Origin of the sequence: Pseudomonas sp. UV AK001, assembly GCF_046097675.1 — a bacterium.
Lineage (GTDB): Bacteria > Pseudomonadota > Gammaproteobacteria > Pseudomonadales > Pseudomonadaceae > Aquipseudomonas > Aquipseudomonas kribbensis.
The window spans coordinates 56,995-80,964 of the sequence record NZ_JBJUVZ010000001.1 but is presented as its reverse complement, the minus strand read 5'-3'; the positions used below and the strand labels follow the sequence as shown (position 1 = coordinate 80,964).

At 60.3% G+C, this 23,970-nt stretch carries 21 protein-coding genes; 10 read left to right on the top strand and 11 right to left on the bottom strand.

From position 1 onward, the window contains the following. Nucleotides 1-228 precede the first annotated feature (228 nt). Entirely contained in the window at nt 229-1,173 is a 945-nt protein-coding gene (locus ACKLNA_RS00340; protein ID WP_408984488.1) for a glycosyl hydrolase family 5, read from the top strand. Between the two features lie 193 nt (nt 1,174-1,366). Beyond that, nucleotides 1,367-2,293 carry a transaldolase gene (tal, locus tag ACKLNA_RS00335; RefSeq protein ID WP_305836429.1) on the top strand — a complete coding sequence of 309 codons (927 nt, stop codon included), beginning with the start codon at nt 1,367-1,369 and terminating at the stop codon, nt 2,291-2,293. A 71-nt stretch (nt 2,294-2,364) separates the two neighbouring features. On the opposite strand, the gene rssC is transcribed toward tal, so the two are convergent. From rssC to ACKLNA_RS00320, 3 genes are all read right to left on the bottom strand, one after another. Next, nucleotides 2,365-2,847, bottom strand: a complete 483-nt coding sequence (gene rssC / locus ACKLNA_RS00330; protein ID WP_042560140.1) for an anti-sigma factor antagonist RssC — start codon at nt 2,845-2,847, stop codon at nt 2,365-2,367. After that, complete coding sequence (rssB, locus tag ACKLNA_RS00325; protein ID WP_085713163.1) at nt 2,847-4,028, bottom strand: two-component system response regulator RssB; 1,182 nt, start codon at nt 4,026-4,028, stop codon at nt 2,847-2,849. Before rssB ends, rssC begins: the two co-directional genes overlap by 1 nt. Before the next feature lie 324 nt (nt 4,029-4,352). After that, the gene (locus ACKLNA_RS00320) at nt 4,353-5,042 is read right to left on the bottom strand and encodes a VacJ family lipoprotein (RefSeq protein ID WP_085713162.1); all 690 of its coding nucleotides are present in this window, start codon (nt 5,040-5,042) and stop codon (nt 4,353-4,355) included. A 186-nt stretch (nt 5,043-5,228) separates the two neighbouring features. Between ACKLNA_RS00320 and ACKLNA_RS00315 the strand changes: the two genes are divergently transcribed. Beyond that, nucleotides 5,229-5,849 carry an HAD family phosphatase gene (locus tag ACKLNA_RS00315; RefSeq protein WP_408984487.1) on the top strand — a complete coding sequence of 207 codons (621 nt, stop codon included), beginning with the start codon at nt 5,229-5,231 and terminating at the stop codon, nt 5,847-5,849. Between the two features lie 108 nt (nt 5,850-5,957). Further along, nucleotides 5,958-6,221 (top strand): DUF4404 family protein, encoded by a 264-nt coding sequence (locus ACKLNA_RS00310; RefSeq protein ID WP_085713160.1) that lies wholly within the window; start codon nt 5,958-5,960, stop codon nt 6,219-6,221. Nucleotides 6,222-6,284: 63 nt separating this feature from the next. Here the strand turns inward: ACKLNA_RS00310 and queF are convergent, their stop codons facing one another. After that, the gene (queF, locus tag ACKLNA_RS00305) at nt 6,285-7,115 is read right to left on the bottom strand and encodes an NADPH-dependent 7-cyano-7-deazaguanine reductase QueF (RefSeq protein WP_408984486.1); all 831 of its coding nucleotides are present in this window, start codon (nt 7,113-7,115) and stop codon (nt 6,285-6,287) included. 61 nt (nt 7,116-7,176) lie between these two features. Then, complete coding sequence (locus tag ACKLNA_RS00300; protein WP_408984485.1) at nt 7,177-7,710, bottom strand: plastocyanin/azurin family copper-binding protein; 534 nt, start codon at nt 7,708-7,710, stop codon at nt 7,177-7,179. Nucleotides 7,711-7,865: 155 nt separating this feature from the next. Here ACKLNA_RS00300 and ACKLNA_RS00295 point away from each other — a divergent pair, with 155 nt between their 5' ends. Both ACKLNA_RS00295 and ACKLNA_RS00290 read left to right on the top strand, forming a co-directional pair. Continuing rightward, a complete protein-coding gene (locus tag ACKLNA_RS00295; protein ID WP_408984484.1) occupies nt 7,866-8,546 on the top strand; it encodes a heavy metal response regulator transcription factor in 681 nt (226 codons plus the stop codon). Further along, nucleotides 8,546-9,886 (top strand): heavy metal sensor histidine kinase, encoded by a 1,341-nt coding sequence (locus ACKLNA_RS00290; protein ID WP_408984483.1) that lies wholly within the window; start codon nt 8,546-8,548, stop codon nt 9,884-9,886. Before ACKLNA_RS00295 ends, ACKLNA_RS00290 begins: the two co-directional genes overlap by 1 nt. A 30-nt stretch (nt 9,887-9,916) precedes the next feature. Here ACKLNA_RS00290 and ACKLNA_RS00285 read toward each other — a convergent pair whose 3' ends face one another. The 3 genes from ACKLNA_RS00285 to ACKLNA_RS00275 form a co-directional block, all read right to left on the bottom strand. After that, on the bottom strand, nt 9,917-11,161 hold the full coding sequence (locus ACKLNA_RS00285) for a lipoprotein-releasing ABC transporter permease subunit (RefSeq protein WP_408984482.1): 1,245 nt from the start codon (nt 11,159-11,161) through the stop codon (nt 9,917-9,919). 63 nt (nt 11,162-11,224) lie between these two features. Next, complete coding sequence (gene lolD / locus ACKLNA_RS00280) at nt 11,225-11,908, bottom strand: lipoprotein-releasing ABC transporter ATP-binding protein LolD (RefSeq protein ID WP_167443782.1); 684 nt, start codon at nt 11,906-11,908, stop codon at nt 11,225-11,227. A gap of 7 nt (nt 11,909-11,915) precedes the next feature. Beyond that, a complete protein-coding gene (locus tag ACKLNA_RS00275; RefSeq protein WP_085713153.1) occupies nt 11,916-13,166 on the bottom strand; it encodes a lipoprotein-releasing ABC transporter permease subunit in 1,251 nt (416 codons plus the stop codon). Nucleotides 13,167-13,260: 94 nt separating this feature from the next. Here ACKLNA_RS00275 and ACKLNA_RS00270 point away from each other — a divergent pair, with 94 nt between their 5' ends. Then, the gene (locus ACKLNA_RS00270) at nt 13,261-13,842 is read left to right on the top strand and encodes a PilZ domain-containing protein (protein ID WP_085713152.1); all 582 of its coding nucleotides are present in this window, start codon (nt 13,261-13,263) and stop codon (nt 13,840-13,842) included. A 13-nt stretch (nt 13,843-13,855) separates the two neighbouring features. Beyond that, nucleotides 13,856-14,578: a glycerophosphodiester phosphodiesterase gene (locus ACKLNA_RS00265; RefSeq protein WP_085713151.1), complete on the top strand. Its 723-nt coding sequence runs from the start codon at nt 13,856-13,858 to the stop codon at nt 14,576-14,578. Nucleotides 14,579-14,620: 42 nt separating this feature from the next. Here the strand turns inward: ACKLNA_RS00265 and sthA are convergent, their stop codons facing one another. Both sthA and ACKLNA_RS00255 read right to left on the bottom strand, forming a co-directional pair. After that, on the bottom strand, nt 14,621-16,015 hold the full coding sequence (gene sthA / locus ACKLNA_RS00260) for a Si-specific NAD(P)(+) transhydrogenase (protein WP_065260713.1): 1,395 nt from the start codon (nt 16,013-16,015) through the stop codon (nt 14,621-14,623). Between the two features lie 201 nt (nt 16,016-16,216). Then, nucleotides 16,217-17,263 (bottom strand): FAD:protein FMN transferase, encoded by a 1,047-nt coding sequence (locus ACKLNA_RS00255; protein ID WP_408985535.1) that lies wholly within the window; start codon nt 17,261-17,263, stop codon nt 16,217-16,219. A gap of 75 nt (nt 17,264-17,338) precedes the next feature. On the opposite strand from ACKLNA_RS00255, the gene ACKLNA_RS00250 reads away from it, so the two are divergent. Beyond that, nucleotides 17,339-18,631 (top strand): MFS transporter, encoded by a 1,293-nt coding sequence (locus ACKLNA_RS00250; RefSeq protein ID WP_085713148.1) that lies wholly within the window; start codon nt 17,339-17,341, stop codon nt 18,629-18,631. Nucleotides 18,632-18,695: 64 nt separating this feature from the next. Here the strand turns inward: ACKLNA_RS00250 and ACKLNA_RS00245 are convergent, their stop codons facing one another. Then, nucleotides 18,696-20,159, bottom strand: coding sequence for a glyceraldehyde-3-phosphate dehydrogenase (locus ACKLNA_RS00245; RefSeq protein ID WP_085713147.1), 1,464 nt, complete (start codon nt 20,157-20,159; stop codon nt 18,696-18,698). 354 nt (nt 20,160-20,513) lie between these two features. Here ACKLNA_RS00245 and mfd point away from each other — a divergent pair, with 354 nt between their 5' ends. Further along, a complete protein-coding gene (mfd, locus tag ACKLNA_RS00240; protein ID WP_085713146.1) occupies nt 20,514-23,963 on the top strand; it encodes a transcription-repair coupling factor in 3,450 nt (1,149 codons plus the stop codon). The last annotated feature ends 7 nt before the right edge of the window (nt 23,964-23,970 follow it).

Genomic DNA, 23,970 nt, shown 5'->3' with positions numbered 1-23,970 from the left:
ACTCGGAAACAGTTTCGCCTGTTAGTACCGGTGCATTAAGTACCACGGGGTCCAAAAGTCACCCAACCAGAATTACCGGACTAAAAATAACTGTGATTTTCGGCGCTTCTTTCGCTGAACGTTTTCCGACAAAAAATAACATTCGTGCACTTTTCGACCTTTTCGGCATCGCATGAAAGTAACGAGATAAACATTGGCTAGATGTCATTTCTCATCAGGAGAGCAGACATGAAAGCAGCACATCTCAAACGTCTCGGCGCCCTTTCTCTTTTGTTGTTCGGCACAACGGCTCAGGTTGATGCCAGCGAGTTGTTCCCCGCACTGCCCCACCGAACGGTCGGCATCCAGGTCAAAGTCCAGAATTTTTCCGCCGCCGATGCCGCGCAGATCAAGGCGGCAGGCTTCAGTTTCGTGCGCCTGGGCGCGTGGAGCGACAGCCTGGGCGACAAGACCTATCAGAAACAGCTCAACGACGCGTTTGCCGCCGCCGGATCCGCCGGGTTGCCGGTGCTGATGACGGTGCGCGCCATCAAACCGCTGTCGACAGACCCCACCACCGCCGGCACGGCGTTTGCCAGCGCAGTCACCAGTCTGGAGCAGACCTACGGCTCTCAACTGGTCGCGATTGAAATCTGGAATGAACCCGATCTGAACACGTACTGGCCCACGGGCAATTTCAGCACCACGTTTGCGCCGTTCATGAGCGCGATGTGCAAGGCGCTGCAAGTCAATCCCACTACCACTCCCGTCATCGGTTTCGGTTTCGCCCGGCCACCGAGCGCAGGTTCGGTCTCGACCGTGGCGCTGAACAGCATTCTCGGTACGTATCCCAAGTGCCTGAGCGCCATTTCCTACCATCCCTATGGCATGACGGCGACGCAGATCGGCAATGCGCAGACCTTCATCCAGCAGAACTTCCACCTGCCGGGCGTCATCAGCGAATGGGGGATTTCGGCATTGGCCTCCAACGGCGGTCCCGACGGACAGGCCACCAAAGTCGCGGCGTTCATCGCCGATGTGAAACGGCTGCAAATTCCGCTGACGTCGATTTATGAATGGAAGAACAGTGATTCAGGTAGCAATGACCGGGAAAAGAATTTCGGCTTGCAGACCGCAAGCGGGCAACCGAAACCGGCAGAAGCGGCCGCCAGAACGCAGTTGGACTCGGAGTAGCGCTCATACTTCATCAGTCAGTTGCTTTGAACCTGTGCTGCGATTTGGCATCGTATCTATCGATACTGCGCCCCGCCCGTTCAAACAGCCGTTTTCAGGTTGTTGCCTGCGGGGCTAACGATACATCCACATGCCCTTGAGTGGCTGTCAGCGCTCGGGTAATGTCGTCAGACCCATAGGACAGAGCACGCTCATGACTTCCAAGCTGGAACAACTCAAACAGTTCACCACCGTGGTTGCCGACACCGGCGACTTCGAAGCGATTGCCCGGGTCAAGCCGGTCGACGCCACTACCAACCCTTCCCTGCTGCTCAAGGCGGCGGCCATTCCGGCCTATGCCGAGCTGCTGAATGCCGCCGTTCACGACTGCAAGGGCGATGTCGGCCTGGCCAGCGACCGTTTCGGCGTCGCGGTAGGTCAGGAAATCCTCAAAGTGATCCCGGGCCGCATTTCCACCGAAGTGGATGCCCGCCTGTCGTTCGACAAGGACGCGATGCTCAAGCGTGCGCACCGTCTGATCGAGTTGTACGACAAGGCCGGCGTCGGCCGCGACCGTGTGCTGATCAAGATTGCCTCCACCTGGGAAGGCATCCGTGCCGCCGAAGTGCTGGAGAAGGAAGGCATCCAGACCAACCTGACCCTGCTGTTCTCCTTCGCTCAGGCCGCTGCTTGCGCCGATGCCGGCGTGTTCCTGATTTCGCCGTTCGTGGGCCGCATCTACGACTGGTACAAGAAGGCCAACGGCAACGACTACACCGGCGCCGATGATCCGGGCGTACAGTCGGTGACGCGCATCTACAACTACTACAAGGCTAACGACTACAAGACCGTGGTCATGGGCGCGAGCTTCCGTAACCTCAATCAGATCGAGCAACTGGCTGGCTGCGACCGCCTGACCATCAGCCCGGACCTGATCGACAAGCTGGCGGCAGACACCGGCAAGCTGGAGCGCAAACTGGCCCCGGGTCACGCCGGCGAAGCACGCCTGAGCCTCAACGAATCGCAATTCCGCTGGTTGTCCAACGAAGACGCGATGGCCACCGAGAAACTGGCCGAAGGCATCCGTCAGTTTGCCCGCGACCAGGAAAAACTCGAGGCGCTGCTGCAAGCCAAGCTGTAACGGGCTGACGGCAAACGCAAAAGGGCGAACCCTCACAGGTTCGCCCTTTTTTGTGCCTGATGGCTGGGAAATCAATGCCTTTCGAGGGCATTCACCAGATCATGGAAGGCTTCGCGGTTGGAATCGTTCAGGCCCATGAGAATCTTGTGCGCTTCCAGCACCTTGATCCGCACGACTTCCTCCGACTGATCCTGATCCGGCAGGTCATCGAGGCATTCCGGGCAAGGCACGGGATGGTTGACGATATTGAACACCTGCTCGAACCCCATCGATTGCAACAGACGGGTGATGTCGTCGTGGGTGGTGACCACGGTCGGCAGCAGGCCGACCTTTTGCCGCGACAGGATCGACAGCTTGGCCAGCAGGCCCAGCGTTGTGCTGTCGATGCTGCGGGTTTCGGTCAGATCGATCACGATCGCGTTGAAATTCAGCGCGGTGAAGATCTTTTCAATAGTCGCATCCAACGCCGAACACAGGGTCAGGCGAACTTCACCGACGAATTTCAGGACGAAGGTGCCATCCTGCTCGGCGAACTGGATTCTACCGGTACTCATTAAAGATTCCTGCTCAACACCAACAAGGCGATATCATCCGGCATCTCCCCTAGCGTGGCCAATCCAAAAACCTGCCGCAGGCCATCCAGGCTGCCGCCCGCCGACTTGACCCGTTGGGGCAAGGCAGCTTCTTTCTCTTTGAGTGTGGGTTCTGGCAAAAGATCCAGAATGCCATCAGACATCAGCGTCAGGCTGAATGTCGGTGGCAGCTCGAGCACGTGGTCTTCGTAGGTGGCTTCGTTGAAAAGTCCTACGGGCAGACCGCGCCCCTCGAGGTAGCGAACACTGTCAGGCGTGTACAACACAGGCAACGGCAGATGGCCGCCGATGCTATAGGTCAACAAACCGGTCTCCTCGTCGATGACTCCACCGACCATTGTGACGTGTTTACCCAGCTTACAACTGATCAGCCCCCGGTTGATATGACCAAGGACTTCCGAAGGCTTGAATTCCGGCAAGGTGCCGTTGCGCTTGGACTCGAACAGCAGGCGCGTGGTCATGAACTTCAGCAGCACCGTGACGAACGCTGAAGAGGCGCCATGCCCCGACACGTCCGCCAGATAGAACGCGACCCGCCGCTCGTCCACCCGGAAATAGTCGACAAAATCACCCGACAGGTACAACGACGGGATGATCTGGTGGGCGAACTTGAACGCGTCGATGGTCCAGGGGCTTTCCGGCAGCATGTTCATCTGCACCTGGCGACCGGCGTTCTGGTCTTCCTGGAGCAGGTTCAGGCTGGCTTCGAGCTCACGGTTGGCCTTTTCCAGCTTCTCGCGGTAGCGCTGGTTTTCCAGCAGCAGACGCGCACGATCCAGGGCCCGGCGCACGGAGTGCTCGAGCACGGCCAGATCTTCGAGAGGCTTGATCAGGTAATCCGCCGCGCCCAGGCGCAGGGCCTCGACCGCGTCGTTCATCACGCCGGCACCGGAAACCACGATCACAGGCGTCTGTGGTGACCGCTCGGTGACCTGACGAATGAGTTCGAGACCGCCCATCTGCGGCATGCGCAGATCGCAGATGACCAAGTCGGGCTTGTCTTGCTCGAATACCTGGAGACCCTGCTGGCCGTTACTGGCCTGCAAGACGCTGAAACCACTGTCTTCCAAATAGGCCGCGAGGCTCGCGCGCACTACTTCGTCATCATCGATTATCAGCAGCGTGGCACTGGTTTTTGGCATGTGGGCAAACGGCGCCAGAATTAGGTTGGCGTAGCAGGCGGGGCAAAGGCCCGGCGCAGACTACTGGATTCGCTTTCTAGCCTCTCTGCTGCACCGCTTCGGAGCGTTTGCCCCGCACACGGATGCACCAGAGGTGCCCTTCTAAGGCGCAGACGGTACTCCCATCCTTCGAGCGTTTCAAGCATGCGCGGATCGTCACTTGACGACTTTGTTTGTCAAATCACAGAGAGTTATAAGAACGTTCGAAACCGTAACTCAATGGAAGGACGCGCGGACAAAAAAAGGCGACCTTTCGGTCGCCTTTTCGGGGCTCACAAGTCGAAATCAGAAATCGTCTTCGACGTGACCGTCCTTGACCTTGAACTCGCGGTTCTGCAGGTAGGCATTGCGGATGAAGGTGTACTTGTCGCCGCTGATCAGCTTCTCGCTGGACAGCAGGCTGGCGCGGGTGTCGACGATGTTCAGGCCGTAGATGGTGTTACGCGCCGGGATGTCGTTCATGTAGCGGTACGGTGCGGTGTAGGTATCCACGTACTTGGACGGTGCATCACGCAGAGTGCTCGGGCCGAGCAACGGCAGCATCACGTACGGACCGCTGCTGACGCCCCAGTAGCCGAGAGTCTGGCCGAAGTCTTCGTCGCTGCGCTGCAGGCCCATCTTGGTGCCCACATCGAAGAAGCCCAGCAGGCCGAAGGTGGTGTTGAAGATCAGACGCGCGGTGTCGACACCGGCAGCGGCCGGTTTGGCCTGCAGGATGTTGTTCGCCAGGTTGGTGATGTCACCGACGTTGCGGAACATGTTGTGGATGCCGTCTTCCAGGAATTGCGGCGTTACATATTCGTAGCCCTGCGCAAGAGGCTTCAGCGCGTAGGTATCAACAAAGTCGTTGAACTGGAAGATCGGACGGTTGACGCTTTCCCAAGGGTCTTCTTCCGTTGCCGCCTGGGCAACGAACGGAACCAGCATCACGCTGGCGCATACACAAAGCTGAGCGAGAGGGTTGCTCCAGCGCATAGAAAAACTCCTTGGATTGTACATACGCGGCATGCGGGCCACGGTCATAAGAGGTGCAGTATAAGACGGAAACAAGGTTTTAGGCATTTCCGGCGAGAACACCTCTGTAGGACGCATCGTCACGCACTTGTCATCCAACTGTCACCGGCCATGCTTAGCCTGACTTCTATTTCAGGGACGTTTTCCATGCCTCAAGCCGAAGCCTTGCCCCTTTCAGCCCCCAACCTGACAGCCGTGCTGTTCGGGCTCAGCGGTTGCCTGGTGGACTTCGGCGCCCGTGCCCGTCATCACGCCAGCCCCGGCACCGAGCACGCCGACGCCACACCGGGCGCACTCGACAGCCTGCACAGCCTGCAGCGCCAGCTGATCCCCTGCGCCTGGCTCGATGATTTGCCCCCTGCCCTCACCCAGGTGCTTGCATCCGGATTGCCGGGCTGGATCAAACCTTCGCAACATTCGGCAACACACAATCCCTGGCCGGCACCGAATGCCTGCTGGCAAGCCCTGATGACGTTGAATGTCGATCGCCTGGACGGCTGCGTGCTGGTCAGCGGCGAACCGCGATTACTGCAATCAGGCCTGAATGCCGGCCTGTGGACCATTGGCCTGGCCTCCTGCGGTTCACTCTGCGGCCTGGCCCCGAGTGAATGGCACGCCCTCAGCCAGAAAGAACGCGAACAACTGCGCGGCAAGGCCACCGTGCAACTGTTCGGCCTGGGCGTGCACTCGGTGATCGATCATCTGGGCGAACTCGACACCTGCCTGGCCGACATCAGCCTGCGCCGTCTCAAAGGCGAAAAGCCCTGACCCGGATCATGCAGGTTGCAGCAGAGTGGATTAGTCTTAAGGAGAGCCATAGACCTTTGGCGCACGGCTGCGGTCTATGCCAGTGCCTCTCGATAAAAGGAAAACACCATGCCCGCCCGCGAACTGCAAGAACAGCTCAACACCCTGCGCGAGCAACTGGATCAGAATCCGCCGCTGTCGGAAGCCGAGCGCGCAGACCTGCACGCACTGATGCAACAGATCGAACTGGAACTTGAACTGGAAACCAAGACACAGGATTCCAATCTCGCCGACGGCGTGAACCTGGCCGTCGAACGTTTCGAACTCGAACACCCCACCATCGCCGGCACCCTGCGCAACATTGTGAATTCCCTGGTCAGCATGGGAATCTGAAACCCGCAAATGCAAAAAAGCCCTGCCAGTGATGGCAGGGCTTTTTCATGTCCGCGTTGCGGGTTACTGACGAACCAGACGATGGTTCGGCAACTGCACGCTTTCAGTGCTGCGGTACGGGTTGATGTCCAGCCCGCCCCGGCGCACATAACGTGCAAACACCGTGAGTTTTTCCGGTTTCAGCAAACGCTGCAGGTCGAGGAAAATCCGCTCAACGCATTGCTCGTGGAAGTCCGAATGCTGGCGGAAGCTGACAATGTATTCCAGCAGACTGGCGTGATCCAGCGCCGCACCACGGTATTCCACCACCACGCTGCCCCAGTCCGGCTGGCTGGTCACCGGGCAGTTGGATTTGAGCAGATGACTGTGCACGCTCTCCTCCACCATCCGCGAATCGTCGCAACGCAGCAGCTCGGGACGCGGATGTTCGTAGTTGCTGACGCTGATATCCAGATCGTCGATGCACACGCCCGGCAGCGCAACCACGCCTTCGGCTTCAACCTCTTTCAGGCTGCGAACCCGTACGCCCACCGGCTTGCCGGCAGCGGCGGACAAGTCCTTGACCAGCGTCGCTTCCAGGCTCGCTGTATCGGCGAACGGGGTCTGGTTCAACGAGTTCAGGTACAGCTTGAACGACTTGGACTCGATAATGTTCGGCGAGTCCGCCGGAATGCTGAACTCGCCGATCGCCACCACCGGTTTGCCCGACGGCAGCAGCCACGACAGTTCGAAGCAGTTCCAGAAATCCACGCCTTTATACGGCAGGGTCTCGGCGGTCAGGCCCAACTCGGCCCACTTCGCGGTGCGAGGAATCGGGAACAGCAGGGACGGTGTGTACGTGGCGATGTATTCGCTGGACTTGCCCAGCGGCGAATGTTCGGCTGCGGGATGCATGGCGGAAACCTGACTGAAGAATCAGCGGATTCTATCAGCCTTTGCTCCCGCCTTTGAGTGCTTACTGACTGACAGTCAGTTTGCCGACCATTCCGGCCTGGTAATGCCCGGGAATGTTGCAGGCAAACTCCAGGCTGGTCGCCTTGCTGAAGGTCCAGGTCAACTCGGCGGTCTTGCCGGGTTCGACCAGTACGCTGTTAGGGTCGTCGTGCTTCATGACGTGCCCCATCGACGCATGATCCATCCCCGCCATGTCGTGGGACATTTCTTTCATGCCGGTCGGCGTCAGCATGCCGCTTTGCTGCATCTGCAGCATTTCCTGCTGGTGTTTGGCATGCATCGCTGCATCGCCGAGGTTGAATTCGTGCAACAACTGGCCTTTATTCACCAAAACAAAACGAATGGTCTCACCGGCCTTGATGTCGATGGCCTTCGGATCGAACGACATGTCGCCCATCACCACTTCAATGCTGCGGCTGGCTTTGGCGGCCGGGGCCGGCTGGCCGAAGTCATACGTGTGCGCAGGGTCGGCCCAGACGGATGAACTCAGCGCCAGCAAACAGACGGCGATGGCCAGAGGGTTGCGCAAAAACATAGTCATACTCCAACAAGAAAAGGTTCAGCCTGTGGGAAACTCTAGCCCGCCCGCGCTGGCAGCTACCTGACAGGCAGATTACAACTTTGTCAGGTTGGCGCTTGTGACAATGTCCCACGGTATAAAGCTTTCGATCCTACAACCCCGAGTTGCCCATGAAACTGCTGATCGTCGAAGACCAACCGAAAACCGGCCACTACCTGCGCCAGGGCCTGACCGAGGCCGGTTTCAACACTGAACTGGTGGCGGACGGCAACACCGGGCAACAACTGGCGTTGAGCGGTGACTACGCCCTGCTGATCCTCGACGTGATGCTGCCCGGGCGCAATGGCTGGCAGATTCTGCAAGCAGTACGCAGTGCCGGGCTGGAAACGCCGATCCTGTTTCTGACCGCCAAGGACACCGTGGAAGACCGGGTTCACGGCCTCGAACTGGGTGCCGACGATTATCTGGTCAAGCCGTTTGCCTTCTCCGAACTGCTGGCCCGAGTGCGTAGTCTGTTGCGCCGCGGCAGCACCGCGCCTCAGGAAACCTGCCTGCAACTGGCCGACTTGCGCCTGGACCTGATTCGCCGCCGCGTCGAACGCAGCGGCCAGCGCATCGACCTCACGGCGAAAGAGTTCGCCCTGCTGGAAATGCTCCTGCGCCGCCAGGGCGAAGTGCTGCCCAAATCCCTGATCGCCTCGCAGGTCTGGGACATGAACTTCGACAGCGACACCAATGTGATCGAAGTGGCGATCCGCCGCCTGCGCCTGAAAATCGACGACGAATTTCCCGACAAACTGATCCACACCGTGCGTGGCATGGGTTACGTGCTTGAAGAGCGTCCTGTCTGATGCGCCGCCTGTCACTCGGCAGTCGGCTGGCGTTGCTGTTCGCCGCGTGCACCGCGACGGTTTCGCTGGTGGCGGGCGTGGTTTTCAATCGGGCCAGTGAGGCGCACTTCATTGAACTCGATCAGCAATTGCTCGAAAGCAAGCTGATCAATGTGCGTCAGACGTTGCTGAGTGGCAGCGATGCCGCACATATCACCGATGAGTTGAGCCAACAAGGCGATGTCTCGTTACGCATAAGCGGCCGCGAGGGGCGGCGCTGGTTCGGCCGTTCCCTGCAAATGCCGGCGAACCTGCCGCAGCAGCCCGGCCTGGCCACCATCAACGACAACGGCACCGACTATCGCCTGCTCAACGCCCCGCTACAGCCGGAAAAGCCTGACTCCGCGCAATTGACCTTGCTGCTGGACATCACCCATCACCAGCACTTCCTGCAACGCATGCAGCATCTGATCTGGCTGACCGTCGGTCTTTCGGCGCTGGCCACCGCACTGTTGGGCGCCTGGGCGGCACGCAGCGGTTTGCGTCCGTTGCGCCGCATGGGCGCCGTGGCACGCGGGATTTCGGCCCAATCGCTGAATGCCCGACTCCCGGAAGCGCAGATGCCTGCGGAACTCTCGGAACTGGCCCACAGCTTCAACGCCATGCTTGGACGTCTCGATGATTCTTTTCAGCGTCTCTCGGCATTCTCCGCCGACATCGCCCATGAACTGCGCACCCCGCTGTCGAACCTGCTGACCCACACACAGGTCACCCTCACCCGCCCTCGCCCACTCGAAGATTATCGCGAAGCTCTGCACAGCAACCTCGAAGAGTTGCAATGGATGGCGCAACTGGTCAACGACATGCTTTATCTGGCCAAGGCCGACCACGGATTGCTGGTGCCCAAGCGCGAACCGCTGGAACTGGCGGAAGAAGCCGATGCATTGCTGGAGTTTTTCGCACCGCTGGCCGAAGACGCTCAGGTCAGCCTGAGCCGTGACGGTGAAGGTCGGTTTGAAGGTGACCGCGCGATGCTGCGCCGGGCACTGTCGAATCTGCTGGATAACGCATTGCGCTTCACGCCGCCAGCAGGCGATGTGCGCGTGCAAATAGCCGAGCAGGCGAAATTCTTGAGAGTGACCGTCGAGAACAGTGGCGAGGGGATTTCTTCGGAGTTGTTGCCGCGTTTGTTCGACCGCTTTTACCGGGCTGATCCGGCACGTCAGGAAGGCAGCAGCGAACATGCCGGGTTGGGGCTGGCGATCACTCAGTCGATCATCAGGGCCCATGGCGGGCAGATTCATTGCGAATCGGCTCAGGGCTGGACGCGGTTTGTGATTGAGTTGCCGCAAAACGATTGAGGCCGGCAATGCCGGCCTCAATGGGTGAACTTACGAGTAACGCAACGCGTGCGCCGGTTCGATCTTCGCCGCCCGCCAGGCCGGGTAAACCGTGGCCAGGAAGCTGAGGATGAAGCCTGCCGAGCAGATCAGCAGCACGTCGCCGCCCTGCAATTCCGAGGGCAGGTTGCTGACGAAATACACGTCGGAACTGAAGATGTGCTGCCCGGTCACTCGCTCGACCCAGCCCACCATCTCACTGACGTTCAGCGCAGCAATCACGCCCAGCACGCCACCAATGATAGTGCCGACGATGCCGATCACCGTGCCCTGCACCATGAAGATCGCCATGATCTGCCGTGGTGTGGCGCCGATGGTGCGCAGGATCGCGATGTCCGCACCCTTGTCGTTCACCACCATGATCAGGGTCGCGATGATGTTGAACGCCGCCACCGCGACGATCATCAACAGCAACAGGCCGATCATGGTCTTTTCCATTTTCATCGCACTGAACAGGCTGCCCTGGGTGTGGGTCCAGTCGTCAGCCTTGAAATCAGAGCCAAGGCCGGTGGCGATGTCGGACGAAACCTTCGGCGCGGCATACAGGTCCTTCACCGCCAGACGCACACTCTGCACCTGATTCGGCTCCCAGTGCTGCATCGTCGCGGCGTCGGCCACATGGATCAGGCCCATGGAACCGTCTAGTTCGGCGCCGACCTTGAAGATGCCGACCACATTCAGACGTTGCATGCGCGGGGTGATGCCGCCCGGTGCAGTGCTGACCTCCGGCACGATCAGGGTGATCTTGTCGCCGACGTTCAGGCGGAAACGCCGGGCCGTGATTTCACCCAGCACCACGCCGAACTCCCCCGGCTTCAAGGCATCGAGACGGCCCTGAACAATGTGCTGGGCCACGATCGACACCTTGCCTTCCTGGGCCGGGTCGACGCCACTGATCTGGATCGGCTGCATCATGCCCTTGTAGGACAGCATGCCTTCCATCTCGGTGAACGGCACGGCGGCGGTCACTTCAGGGTTTTTCATAGCGGCAGCGGCCACTGGCTGCCAGTCATCGATCGGCTTGACGCCGACGATGGTCGCGTGAGGCACCATGCCGAGGATGCGCGAGCTCATTTCACGCTGGAAACCGTTCATCACCGACAGCACCACGATCATCGCCAGCACGCCGAGGGCGAGACCGATCATCGAGGTCATCGAAATGAATGAAACAAAGCGATTGCGGCGCTTGGCGCGGGTATAGCGCGTGCCGATAAAGATCGATAACGGTCTGAACATTCGCTGGGACACCGTATAAAAATAAAAGACCCGACGCCTTTTCAGGCATCGGGTTTCAAGCCGTCAGATGGGGGTCAGGCAACCTTCCTGCAGTTGCAGGACGCGGTCCATCTGGCGAGCCAGGTTCATGTCGTGAGTCACCACCAGGAACGCCGTGCGCATCGAGGTGCTGAGTTCCAGCATCAGGTCCTGAATGCCTTCGGCGGTGTGGGAGTCGAGATTGCCGGTCGGCTCGTCGAGCATCACCAGGCCCGGGTTGTTTACCAGAGCGCGGGCGATGGCCACGCGCTGGCGTTCGCCACCGGACAGCTCGGCTGGTTTGTGTTCCAGGCGATGGCCCAGACCCACTCGCTCCAGCAACGCCGTGGCCCGCTGACGCGCCTCGGGGATTGCGGTCTTGCCGATCAGCAGCGGCATGCAGACGTTTTCCAGCGCGGTGAATTCCGGCAGCAGGTGGTGGAACTGGTACACGAAGCCAAGGGCACGGTTACGCAGCAGGCCGCGCTTCTTCTCGCTCAGCGCCGACAGCTCTTCACCGTCGAGCCAGACACTGCCCTTGGTCGGCGTATCGAGACCGCCCAGCAGGTTGAGCAAGGTACTTTTGCCCGAACCGGATTTGCCGACGATCGCCACGCGTTCGCCCGGGTGCAACTCCAGTTGCAGGTTGGCCAGCACTTCCACCGACTCCGGGCCTTCCTCGTAGGACTTGCCCAGGTTGCGGCAGCTCAGGATTGCTTTTTCACTCATGCCCGACTCACTCATAACGTAGCGCCTCCGCCGGCTGGGTGCGTGCGGCACGCCAGGCTGGATACAGGGTGGCGAGGAAACTCAGGACCAACGCAGCGGCACAGACCATGATCACATCCTGGCTCTGCACCTGCGATGGCAGGTAATCGATGAAATACACGTCGGCGTTGAGGAACTTGTGCCCGATCAAGCCTTCGAGTGCCGAAATCGCCGCGCTGACATTGAGCGCCGCCAGGATTCCGACCACGGCGCCGATGGCCGTACCGACCACGCCGATCACCGTGCCCTGCACCATGAACGTGCGCATGATCGTGCCCGGCGTGGCGCCCAGCGTGCGCAGGATGGCGATGTCGCCTTTCTTGTCGTTCACCACCATCACCAGTGTGGAAATGATGTTGAACGCGGCAACCGCGACGATCAGCAGCAACAGCAGGCCGATCATGGCTTTTTCCATGCGGATCGCCTGATACAGGTTGCCGTGGGTACGGGTCCAGTCGCGGGCGTAGTAATGGTCTTCGCCGAGGCGCTGGGCGATGTTCCACGCTTCACGCGGTGCCTGGAACAGATCGTCGAACTTCAGGCGCAGCCCCTGCACCTGATCAGGCTTCCAGCGGTGCATCTTCGCCAGATCCTGCAGGTTGGTGACGCCCAGGTATCCGTCCAGTTCACCGGCGCCGACATGAAAGATGCCGACCACGGTGAAGCGTTTCATGCGCGGGAACATCCCGGCCGGGGTCACGCTGACCTCCGGCGCGACGAAGGTGATCTTGTCACCGATGCCCACGCCGAGCTTGGTCGCGGCCTTGTCGCCGATGACGATGCCGAAGCTGCCCGGCGTCAGATCGTCGAGTTTGCCCTGCTTCATGAAGTTGTCGATGATCGAGACGTTGCGTTCCAGCGCCGGATCGATGGCATTGAGCAACACCTTGGACACCTGGCCGTTGTTGGTCAGCAGCCCCTGCATCTGGGTGAACGGCGCGACGGCCGCCACCTGCGGGTTCTGCTTGACCTTGGCGGCCAGGCTCGGCCAGTCGCTGATGGCTTCACCGGATTCGATGGTCGCGTGGGGCACCATGCCCAGCACGCGGGTGCGCATCTCATGATCGAAGCCGTTCATCACCGACAGCACCACGATCATCACGACCACGCCAAGGGCGAGCCCGATCATCGAAGTCAGGGAAATGAACGACACAAAATGATTGCGACGCTTTGCACGGGTGTAACGCGTGCCGATAAATACGAAGAGAGGTCTGAACATGTCGGGGCTTGTTCGGAGGGAAAAGGAACGTCCTTGTGGCGGGGGTCGATAACCAGCTTTACACTCAGACCACCGCCGCTACCATGGGTTCGCCATGTCGACATTAGATGAAGAAGATCGCCGCGAATACTACCGTATCGAGGATTCGATCGCACTGGAAATTCGGCCCCTGTCCGCTGCTGAAGCCGCAGGCCAGGAAGTGTTGCAGGATGCTTCCCCGTTATTCAACGTGCTCAGTGAACTGCACCTGAGCGAATTCGAATCTCAGCACCTGTTGCGACAGATCAACGAGCGCGACCGTGCCATCGCGGCATTCCTGAAATCCCAGAACAAGCGCATCGACCTGCTCAGCCAGGTCATCGCCCTGACCGCACTGGGACAGATCGGCGAGCCGCAACCGGTGATCATTTCCGAGGGCGGTGTCGACTTCCAGAACCCGACACCGATAGCCGCCGGCTCGCGCCTGTCGGTAAAAATGGTGTTGATGCCACAGGCCCACGGCCTGCTGCTGCGCGCCCGGGTCACCCACTGCGACCGCAAGGGCGACGGCTACGACATCGGCACCGAGTTCGAACACTTGACCGATGCCCAGCGCCAGTTGCTCGCCCGCTATATCTTGCAAAAGCAGGCCCAGGAACGACGCCTGGCCCGCGAACAGAACGAATCAGGCATTTAATTAAGGAAGAACCGTGACCCTTATCTACGGCCACCGCGGCGCCAAGGGCGAAGCACCGGAAAACACCCTGACCAGCTTTCAGGAATGTCTCAAGCACGGCGTACGCCGTTGCGAACTGGATCTGCACCTGTCCAAGGACGGCGAGCTGATGGTCATCCACGACCCGACCCTCAAGCGGACCACCGAGCGCCGTGGCAAGGTGGTCGAGCACACCGCCGCCGATCTGGTGACCTACGACGCCCGCAAGGGCGGCCCCGGCTGGATCAAACCGTGCCCGATTCCGACCCTGGAAGAACTGTTCGAGAAATGTGATTTCGATCACTGGCAGCTCGAAGTCAAAAGCGCTTCACGCACCCGCGCTGCCACCACCGTTCTGGCCATTCGCGAAATGGCGGTCAGGCACGGGCTGCTCGACAAGGTGACGATTACCTCGAGTTCGCGGGAAGTGTTGAAAGCGGCGCTGGATCTGGTACCGGACGTGTCACGGGGTCTGGTGGCCGAATATGCCTGGCTCGACCCGCTGAAGGTTGCGGCAAGCTACGGCTGTGAGATTCTGGCGCTGAACTGGACGCTGTGTACGCCGGAACGCCTGCAGAAGGCGCAGCGTCAGGGGCTGCATGTGTCGGTGTGGACCGTCAACGAGCCTGCGCTGATGCGCAGACTCGCCGACTTCGGCGTTGACAGCCTGATTACAGACTTTCCCGGTTTGGCCACTGCCACCCTCGGGAATTGCTGAAATCGGTCTCCCCGGCCGGCTCAGGCCACCGGCCGGAGCCCGTCAAAAAAGCCGGTTGAGGCCGTCGTACGCCGCTACCCGATAGGCTTCGGCCATGGTCGGGTAGTTGAACGTGGTGTTGACGAAGTACTTCAGGGTATTGAGTTCACCCGGCTGGTTCATGATCGCCTGACCGATGTGCACGATCTCCGACGCCTGATAACCGAAGCAGTGAACGCCCAGCACCTGCAGGGTTTCGCGGTGGAACAGGATCTTCAGCATGCCTTGCGGCTCGCCGGCGATCTGCGCCCGCGCCATGCTCTTGAAGAACGCCTTGCCCACTTCGTACGGCACTTTGGCCTGGGTCAGTTCCTGCTCGTTCTTGCCGATCGAGCTGATCTCCGGAATGGTGTAGATGCCGGTCGGCACGTCATTCACGAAACGCCAGCTGCCATTGTCGACGATGCTGCCGGCCGCCGAGCGACCCTGGTCATGGGCGGCACTGGCCAGGCTTGGCCAGCCGATCACGTCACCGGCGCCATAGATGTTCTGCACGCAGGTGCGGTAATTCTCGTCGACTTCGATCTGGCCGCGGCTGTTGACCTTGACGCCGATGTTTTCCAGACCCAACTGATCGGTGTTGCCGGTCCGGCCGTTGCACCAGAGCAAGGCGTCGGCCTTGATCTTCTTGCCGGACTTCAGGTGCAGGATCACACCGTTGTCCACACCTTCGACGCGGTCATACTCTTCGTTATGACGCACGGTGATGTTGTTGTTGCTGAAGTGGTAGCTCAACGCCTGGGAGATTTCCGAGTCGAGGAAGCTCAGCAACTGACCGCGGTTGTCCACCAGTTCGACGAGCACGCCCAGACCACTGAAGATCGATGCGTATTCGCAACCGATCACGCCGGCGCCGTAAACGATCAGTTTGCGCGGCGTGTGGCCGAGGCTGAGGATGGTGTCGCTATCGTAGATACGCGGGTGGTGGAAATCGATGTCCGCCGGGCGATAAGGGCGCGAACCGGTGGCGATGATGATGTGCTTGGCCACCAGTTTCTCGACCACGCCGTTGGCGCACACCACTTCGATGGTCTGCTCGTCGGCGAAGCTGCCGGTGCCGAAGAACACGTCGACGCGGTTACGGGCGTAGTAGCCGGTACGCGAGGCGACTTGCTTGGAGATGACTTTCTCGGCGCTCTTCAACACGTCCGGGAAGGAGAACCAGCGCGGCTCCCCGATCGCACGGAACATCGGATTGGTGTTGAACTGCATGATCTGCCGCACCGAGTGACGCAGGGCCTTGGACGGGATGGTGCCCAGGTGGGTGCAGTTACCGCCGACCTGGCGACGGCTGTCGACCATCGCCACCTTGCGCCCTGCTTTGGCGGCGTTCATTGCCGCGCCTTCTCCCGCCGGGCCGGAACCCAGCACCACCACGTCGTAGTTGTAGACAGCCATGCGTACTCCTCAGAACAGGCCGCGGTGCCAGCAGCACCGGCGGCTAAATCACGCCGAACGACGGCGCGAAGGAACAATTGGGGGCCAGTTGAAAACCCGGACACAGTCTATAGAAGCGTCAACGCCGCGCACATTAACCCTTGGTCGCGTCGTAGGCTACTTTTGCCTGCACTACAACGCCAGCTTTCGCATTGTTCCGGGTCAATTTTTTGCGCCACTGAGGCGTTCGAACGCCGGACTGGTGCGGGTGACGAAACCTGTATCGGCACGAATCACAAAGAATGCACCAATGTCGTGTTTTTCGGCATAGTCCCAGGCCTTTTCCGGGCCGAGAATCAGCAACAGCGTCGATAGTCCATCAGCCATCAAGGCTGAAGGATGAATTACCGTGACTGACGCCAGGTCGTGTACGACGGGCGCTCCGGTGCGGGCATCGAAGGTGTGGGAATAACGCCTTCCGTCCTGCTGAAAATAGTTGCGGTAGTCGCCGGACGTGGAAAGCCCATAGCCATCGACATTAATGACGCGCTCAGCTACTTGCTGATCGTCATGCGGCTCCTCCAGGGCAATGCGCCAGGACGAGCCATCGAGCTTCTTCCCGGACGCCTTTAATTCGCCGGTGGCTTCGGCGAGATAGTCGTGAATCCCCATGGCGTCGAGTCGCGCGGCAATGGTGTCGACCGCGTAACCGGCAGCGATGCTGTTGAAATCGACCTCGACCGCCGCATCCTTGCACAACCGGTCGCCATCGATACGCAAATGCCGGTAACCCACCCGCTTCTGCACCTCGGCCAGCGCATCGGCACTCGGGACTTTTTCTTCACGCCCTTGTGGACCGAAACCCCAGAGATTGAGCAGCGGCTCTACGGTCAGATCGTAGGAACCTTCGCTTTGTTGTGACAGCTGCTCGCCAACCCGCACCAATTCAAGGATCGGCGCAGGCATGGTCTGACAGCGATCGGCGGGCAATGCGTTGAAACGCGAAATATCGGAGTCGGCGCGGTAGGTGGACATTTGCTGATCCACGTCGGTGAGGATCTTCTCCACTTCGACGCGGACCTCCTGCGGTGCAGGCAGATTGGCCCGACGCACGTACTTGATCGAATACGTGCTGCCCATGGTCGGGCCGCCGAACCTTTCCATGGAATCGCCGTTGCCGCATCCGGACAAAACGCCGAGCAGACCCACGAAAACCACAAACCGTCCAGTTAACAATTCTTCATCTCCGAGCAAAACCGCGCCGGCCATTATGGCCACAGAGCCCGCTCGCTCCCAAACGGCTGCACCGCTTTCATACAAAATCAAAAAAGTGAGTACCTGAACATGTCCTCCTCCACGGGCAAAGGCAAAGCGATTTTTCGCGTTGTCAGCGGCAACTTTCTCGAGATGTTCGACTTCATGGTCTACGGCTTCTACGCCACGGCCATCGCCAAGACCTTCTTCCCTACCGACAGTGCTTTCGCCTCCCTGATGCTTTCGCTTGCCACGTTCGGCGCAGGCTTCTTGATGCGCCCGCTGGGGGCGATCTTCCTTGGCGCCTACATTGACCGACACGGGCGACGTCAGGGGCTGATCATTACCCTCGCACTGATGGCGGCCGGCACCGTGCTGATTGCCTGCGTGCCGGGCTATGCCACGCTCGGTGTCGCCGCGCCACTGATCGTGCTGTTCGGCCGACTGCTGCAAGGCTTCTCCGCCGGCGTGGAACTGGGTGGCGTGTCGGTGTACCTGGCGGAAATCGCCACACCAGGGCGCAAGGGCTTCTTCGTCAGTTGGCAGTCCGCCAGCCAGCAGGCGGCCGTGGTGTTCGCCGGTCTGCTGGGTGTCGGACTCAACCACTGGCTGAGCCCGGACCAGATGGGCGACTGGGGCTGGCGCGTGCCGTTCCTGATCGGCTGCATGATCGTTCCGGTGATCTTCGTCATTCGTCGCTCGCTGGAGGAAACCCCGGAATTCCAGGCGCGTAAACATCGCCCCACCCTGCAGGAAATCGTTCGCTCGATCGGTCAGAACTTCGGCATCGTCCTCGCCGGCATGGCGCTGGTGGTGATGACCACCGTGTCGTTCTACCTGATCACTGCCTACACCCCGACCTTCGGCAAGGCGGAACTGCACCTGTCGGACTTCGATGCATTGCTGGTAACGGTGTGCATCGGCCTGTCGAACTTCTTCTGGCTACCGGTAATGGGTGCACTTTCCGACAAGATCGGACGCAAACCCCTGCTGCTGGGGGCGACGATCCTGGCGATCCTGACCGCTTACCCGGCGCTGTCCTGGCTGGTGGCGAACCCGAGCTTCAGCCATCTGCTGATCGTCGAGTTATGGCTGTCGTTCCTGTACGGCTCGTACAACGGCGCGATGGTGGTGGCGCTGACCGAAATCATGCCGGTGGAAGTGCGTACGACCGGTTTCTCGCTGGCCTACAGCCTGGCCACGGCGACCTTCGGTGGCTTCACCCCAGCAGCCTGCACTTACCTGATCCATGTGCTGGACAACAAGGCGGCACCGGGGATCTGGCTCAGTGGCGCAGCCGTATTGGGCCTGGTCGCAACCTTGGTGCTGTTCCGTGGCAACAAGCACGAACTGCGCACGGCACAAGCCGCTATCCCTCGCTAACCCAAATCGCGCACAAACAAAAACGCCCCGACAATGTCGGGGCGTTTTCATTTGCAGCTAAGGCTTAGCGCGGGAATGCTGGCGGGTTTACACCGGCCATGTCTTCCATCACGCGAACCACCTGGCAGCTGTAACCGAACTCGTTGTCGTACCAGACATACAGAACAACGCGGTTGTCTTGGGTGATGGTTGCCTCGGCATCCACGACACCGGCGTGACGCGAGCCCACGAAGTCAGTGGAAACCACTTCCTGCGAGCTGACGTAATCGATCTGCTTGTGCAGATCCGAGTGCATGGCCATCTGGCGCAGGTACTCGTTGATTTCTTCGCGGGTGGTGGCCTTTTCCAGGTTCAGGTTCAGGATGGCCATCGACACGTTCGGCGTAGGTACGCGAATCGCGTTGCCGGTCAGCTTGCCCTTGAGCACTGGCAGCGCCTTGGCAGCAGCAGTGGCGGCACCGGTCTCGGTGATAACCATGTTCAGCGGCGCGGCGCGGCCACGACGGCTGCCCTTGTGGAAGTTGTCGATCAGGTTCTGGTCGTTGGTGAACGAGTGAACGGTTTCGACGTGCCCGTTGACGATGCCGTACTGGTCGTTGACAGCCTTGAGCACCGGTACGATGGCGTTGGTGGTGCAGGACGCCGCCGAGATGATCTTGTCGTCAGCAGTGATGTCGCCGTGGTTGATGCCGTGAACGATGTTCTTCAGCGCGCCCTTACCCGGTGCGGTGAGAATCACGCGGGCAGCGCCCGGGCAGGCCAGGTGCTGGCCCAGACCGTCGGCATCACGCCATACACCGGTATTGTCTACGATCAGCGCGTTTTCGATGCCGTACTGGGTGTAGTCGACTTCGCTCGGGCTCTTGGCGTAGATCACCTGAATCAGGTTGCCGTTGGCGGTGATGGTGTTGTTTTCTTCGTCGATGGTGATAGTGCCATCGAACGGGCCGTGAACCGAGTCACGACGCAGCAGGCTGGCACGCTTGACCAGATCGTTCTCGGCGCCTTTGCGCACGACGATTGCGCGCAGACGCAAGCCGTCGCCACCACCGGTTTTTTCGATCAGGATGCGCGCCAGCAGACGGCCGATACGACCGAAGCCGTACAGCACGACATCAGTGCCTTTACGCGCGGAGGCGTTTTGCTGACCCACAACATCAGCCAACTCTTCGCGAACGAATTGTTCGGCCGTGCGGCCATTGCCTTCAGCGCGGAATTTGAACGCCAACTTGCCCAGATCCACCGAAGCCGCGCCGAGCTTGAGCTCGCTCATGGCCTTCAGCAGAGGGAATGTTTCGTGGACGGAGAGTTCGCTATCGTCGGAAGAACGATGGCGAGCAAAGCGGTGAGCTTTGAGAATCGCGATGACAGACTGGTTGATCAGGCTGCGGCCATAGATCGAGCTCACCACATTGTTATTGCGGTAGAGCTGACCGATAAGCGGAATCATCGCTTCTGCGAGTGCTTCACGGTCGATCCATTCACCAAGACACTGGTCGGGCTTCTGAGTCACGGGAACCTTCCACATGTAGGGGCAGAAAAAAGGGGCTACATTATGCCGCCGAGAACCTCTCGTAGCAATGCGCGCTTGTCGCGCAATCGGTAACAAAATTCGCTCCAAAAAAATAACGCCCTCCGCCAGCCCAGTAAAACCGGGGCTTCCAGCGCAGCCGGTTTTTCGAAGACTGTTAGACGATGTCTGTAACCCTCCGTAACACTACCCATTTTCGGCACTACATAATCGTCAAAAAAGTGCTGGTTTTTATGGTTACCACTACATTTCGCCGAAACCGTGCAGATAGACGCAGTCTGCAACTGACAGGCGGCACCGGACGCCGCTACAATTACCGACTTTGTCGCAACGCCTGGAGCTCAACCTTCCGTGCCTGTTCTGCGTCTACCGCTTCTCCCTGCCGCGGCAGGTAAACAGCACTGGGGCAACCTCCCCGGTGCCGCCCTGAGCCTGGCGATTGCCGAGGCTGCCAGCGCTGCCAAGCGCTTCACGTTACTGCTGACCGCCGACAGCCAGAGTGCCGAACGGCTGGAGCAGGAGCTGAGTTTCTTCGCCCCGGATTTGCCGGTGCTGCATTTCCCGGACTGGGAAACCCTGCCCTACGACCTGTTCTCGCCGCACCAGGACATCATTTCCCAGCGCATCGCCAGCCTTTATAGACTGCCGGAGCTGGAACATGGCGTGCTGGTGGTGCCGATCACCACGGCCCTGCATCGCCTGGCGCCGACCAAATTCCTGCTTGGCAGCAGCCTGGTGCTGGATGTCGGTCAGAAGCTCGACGTCGAGCAAATGCGCTCGCGGCTCGAAGCCAGCGGCTATCGCTACGTCGATACGGTTTACGAACACGGCGAGTTCACCGTACGCGGCGCACTGATCGACCTGTTCCCGATGGGCAGCAAACTGCCGTATCGCATCGACCTGTTCGACGACGAAATCGAAACCCTGCGCACCTTCGACCCGGAAAACCAGCGCTCCATCGACAAGGTCGATTCGGTCAAGCTGCTGCCGGCCAAAGAGTTCCCGCTGCAGAAAGAAGCGGTCACCCGTTTCAAGGCGCGTTTTCGCGAACGTTTCGATGTCGACTTCCGCCGCTGCCCGATCTTTCAGGATCTGAGCAGCGGTATCACGCCGGCCGGCATCGAGTACTACCTGCCGCTGTTCTTCGAAGAAACCTCGACCCTGTTCGATTACCTGCCCCAGGACACTCAGGTGTTCTCGCTGCCGGGCATCGAGCAAGCGGCGGAGAATTTCTGGAACGACGTGCGCAATCGATATGAAGAGCGCCGCGTCGATCCATCGCGCCCGTTATTGCCGCCCGCCGAACTGTTTCTGCCGGTGGAAGACTGCTTCGCCCGCCTGAAGAACTGGCCGCGCGTCGTTGCCAGCCAGCAGGACGTGGAAACCGGCGTCGGCCGCGAGCGCTTCCCGGCGCAGGCCCTGCCGAATCTGGCGATCGAAGCCAAGGCCACGCAACCGCTGGCCGCGCTGTCCGCCTTCCTCGACGAATTCCCGGGACGCGTGCTGTTCACCGCCGAATCAGCGGGCCGTCGCGAAGTGCTGCTGGAACTGCTGGACCGTCTGAAGCTGCGACCGAAAACCGTCGACAGCTGGCCGGACTTCGTCGCGAGCAAGGATCGCCTGGCGATCACCATCGCCCCGCTCGACGAAGGCTTGATGCTGGATGACCCGGCGCTGGCACTGGTCGCGGAAAGTCCGTTGTTTGGCCAGCGCGTGATGCAGCGTCGTCGTCGCGAAAAACGCGCCGACGCCAATAACGATGCGGTGATCAAGAACCTCACCGAGCTGCGCGAAGGCGCGCCGGTGGTGCACATCGACCACGGTGTCGGCCGCTATCTCGGCCTGACGATTCTGGAAATCGACAATCAGGCTGCCGAATTCCTGACCCTCGAATACGCCGAGAACGCCAAGCTCTACGTGCCGGTGGCCAACCTGCACCTGATCGCCCGCTACACCGGCAGCGACGACGCATTGGCCCCGCTGCACCGCCTCGGCTCCGAGACCTGGCAGAAAGCCAAGCGCAAGGCTGCCGAACAGGTGCGCGACGTGGCTGCCGAACTGCTCGACATCTATGCCCGTCGCGCCGCCCGCGAAGGTTATGCGTTTGCCGATCCGAAAGCCGATTACGCAACGTTCAGCGCCGGCTTCCCGTTCGAAGAAACCCCGGACCAGCAATCCACCATCGAAGCCGTGCGCGAAGACATGCTCGCGCCGAAACCGATGGATCGACTGGTCTGCGGCGACGTCGGTTTCGGCAAGACCGAAGTGGCCATGCGCGCCGCCTTCATCGCAGTGCATGGCGGCAAGCAAGTGGCGATCCTGGTGCCGACCACCCTGCTCGCCCAGCAGCACTACAACAGCTTCCGCGACCGCTTCGCCGACTGGCCGGTGACCGTGGAAGTGATGAGCCGCTTCAAGTCGGCCAAAGAAGTGAACGCGGCGGTGGCCGAACTGGCCGAGGGCAACATCGACATCGTCATCGGCACCCACAAGCTGCTGCAGGACGACGTCAAGATCAAAAACCTCGGACTGGTGATCATCGACGAAGAGCACCGCTTCGGTGTCCGTCAGAAGGAGCAGCTCAAGGCTCTGCGCAGCGAAGTCGACATCCTTACGCTGACCGCCACGCCGATTCCGCGCACGCTGAACATGGCGGTGTCGGGCATGCGCGATCTGTCGATCATCGCCACACCGCCGGCGCGACGCCTGTCGGTGCGCACTTTCGTCATGGAACAGAACAAGAGCACGGTCAAAGAGGCCTTGCTGCGTGAGCTACTGCGTGGTGGTCAGGTCTATTACCTGCACAACGACGTGAAGACCATCGAGAAATGCGCCGCCGAACTGGCCGAACTGGTGCCGGAAGCGCGAATCGGCATCGGCCACGGGCAGATGCGCGAACGCGAACTCGAACAGGTGATGAGCGACTTCTATCACAAGCGCTTCAATGTGCTGATCGCCTCGACGATCATCGAGACCGGCATCGACGTGCCGAGCGCCAACACCATCATCATCGAGCGTGCCGACAAGTTCGGCCTGGCGCAGTTGCACCAGTTGCGCGGCCGCGTTGGCCGCAGTCACCACCAGGCTTACGCCTACTTGCTGACACCGCCACGCCAGCAGATCACCGGCGATGCGGAAAAGCGTCTGGAAGCGATTGCCAATACTCAGGATCTGGGCGCGGGCTTCGTGCTGGCCACCAACGACCTGGAAATCCGTGGTGCCGGCGAATTGCTGGGCGACGGTCAGAGCGGGCAGATTCAGGCGGTCGGCTTCACGCTGTACATGGAAATGCTCGAGCGCGCGGTGAAGTCGATCCGCAAGGGGGAACAGCCGAACCTCGACCAGCCGCTCGGCGGCGGCCCGGAAGTCAACCTGCGGGTGCCGGCGCTGATTCCGGAAGATTACCTGCCGGACGTCCACGCACGCCTGATCCTGTACAAGCGCATCGCTTCGGCCACCGACGAGGAAGGCCTGAAGGATCTGCAGGTGGAGATGATCGACCGCTTCGGCCTGCTGCCGGAGCCGACCAAAAATCTGGTGCGCATCACGGCGCTGAAATTACAGGCCGAGCAGCTGGGCATCAAGAAAGTCGATGGCGGCCCGCAAGGCGGTCGCATCGAGTTCGCGGCGCAGACGCCGGTCGACCCGATGACTCTGATCAAACTGATCCAGAGTCAGCCAAAACGCTACAAATTCGAAGGCGCCACGATGTTCAAGTTCCAGGTGCCGATGGAGCGCCCGGAAGAGCGCTTTAATACTGTAGAGGCGCTGTTCGAGCGCCTCATCCCGAAAACTGTTTGAAGGACGC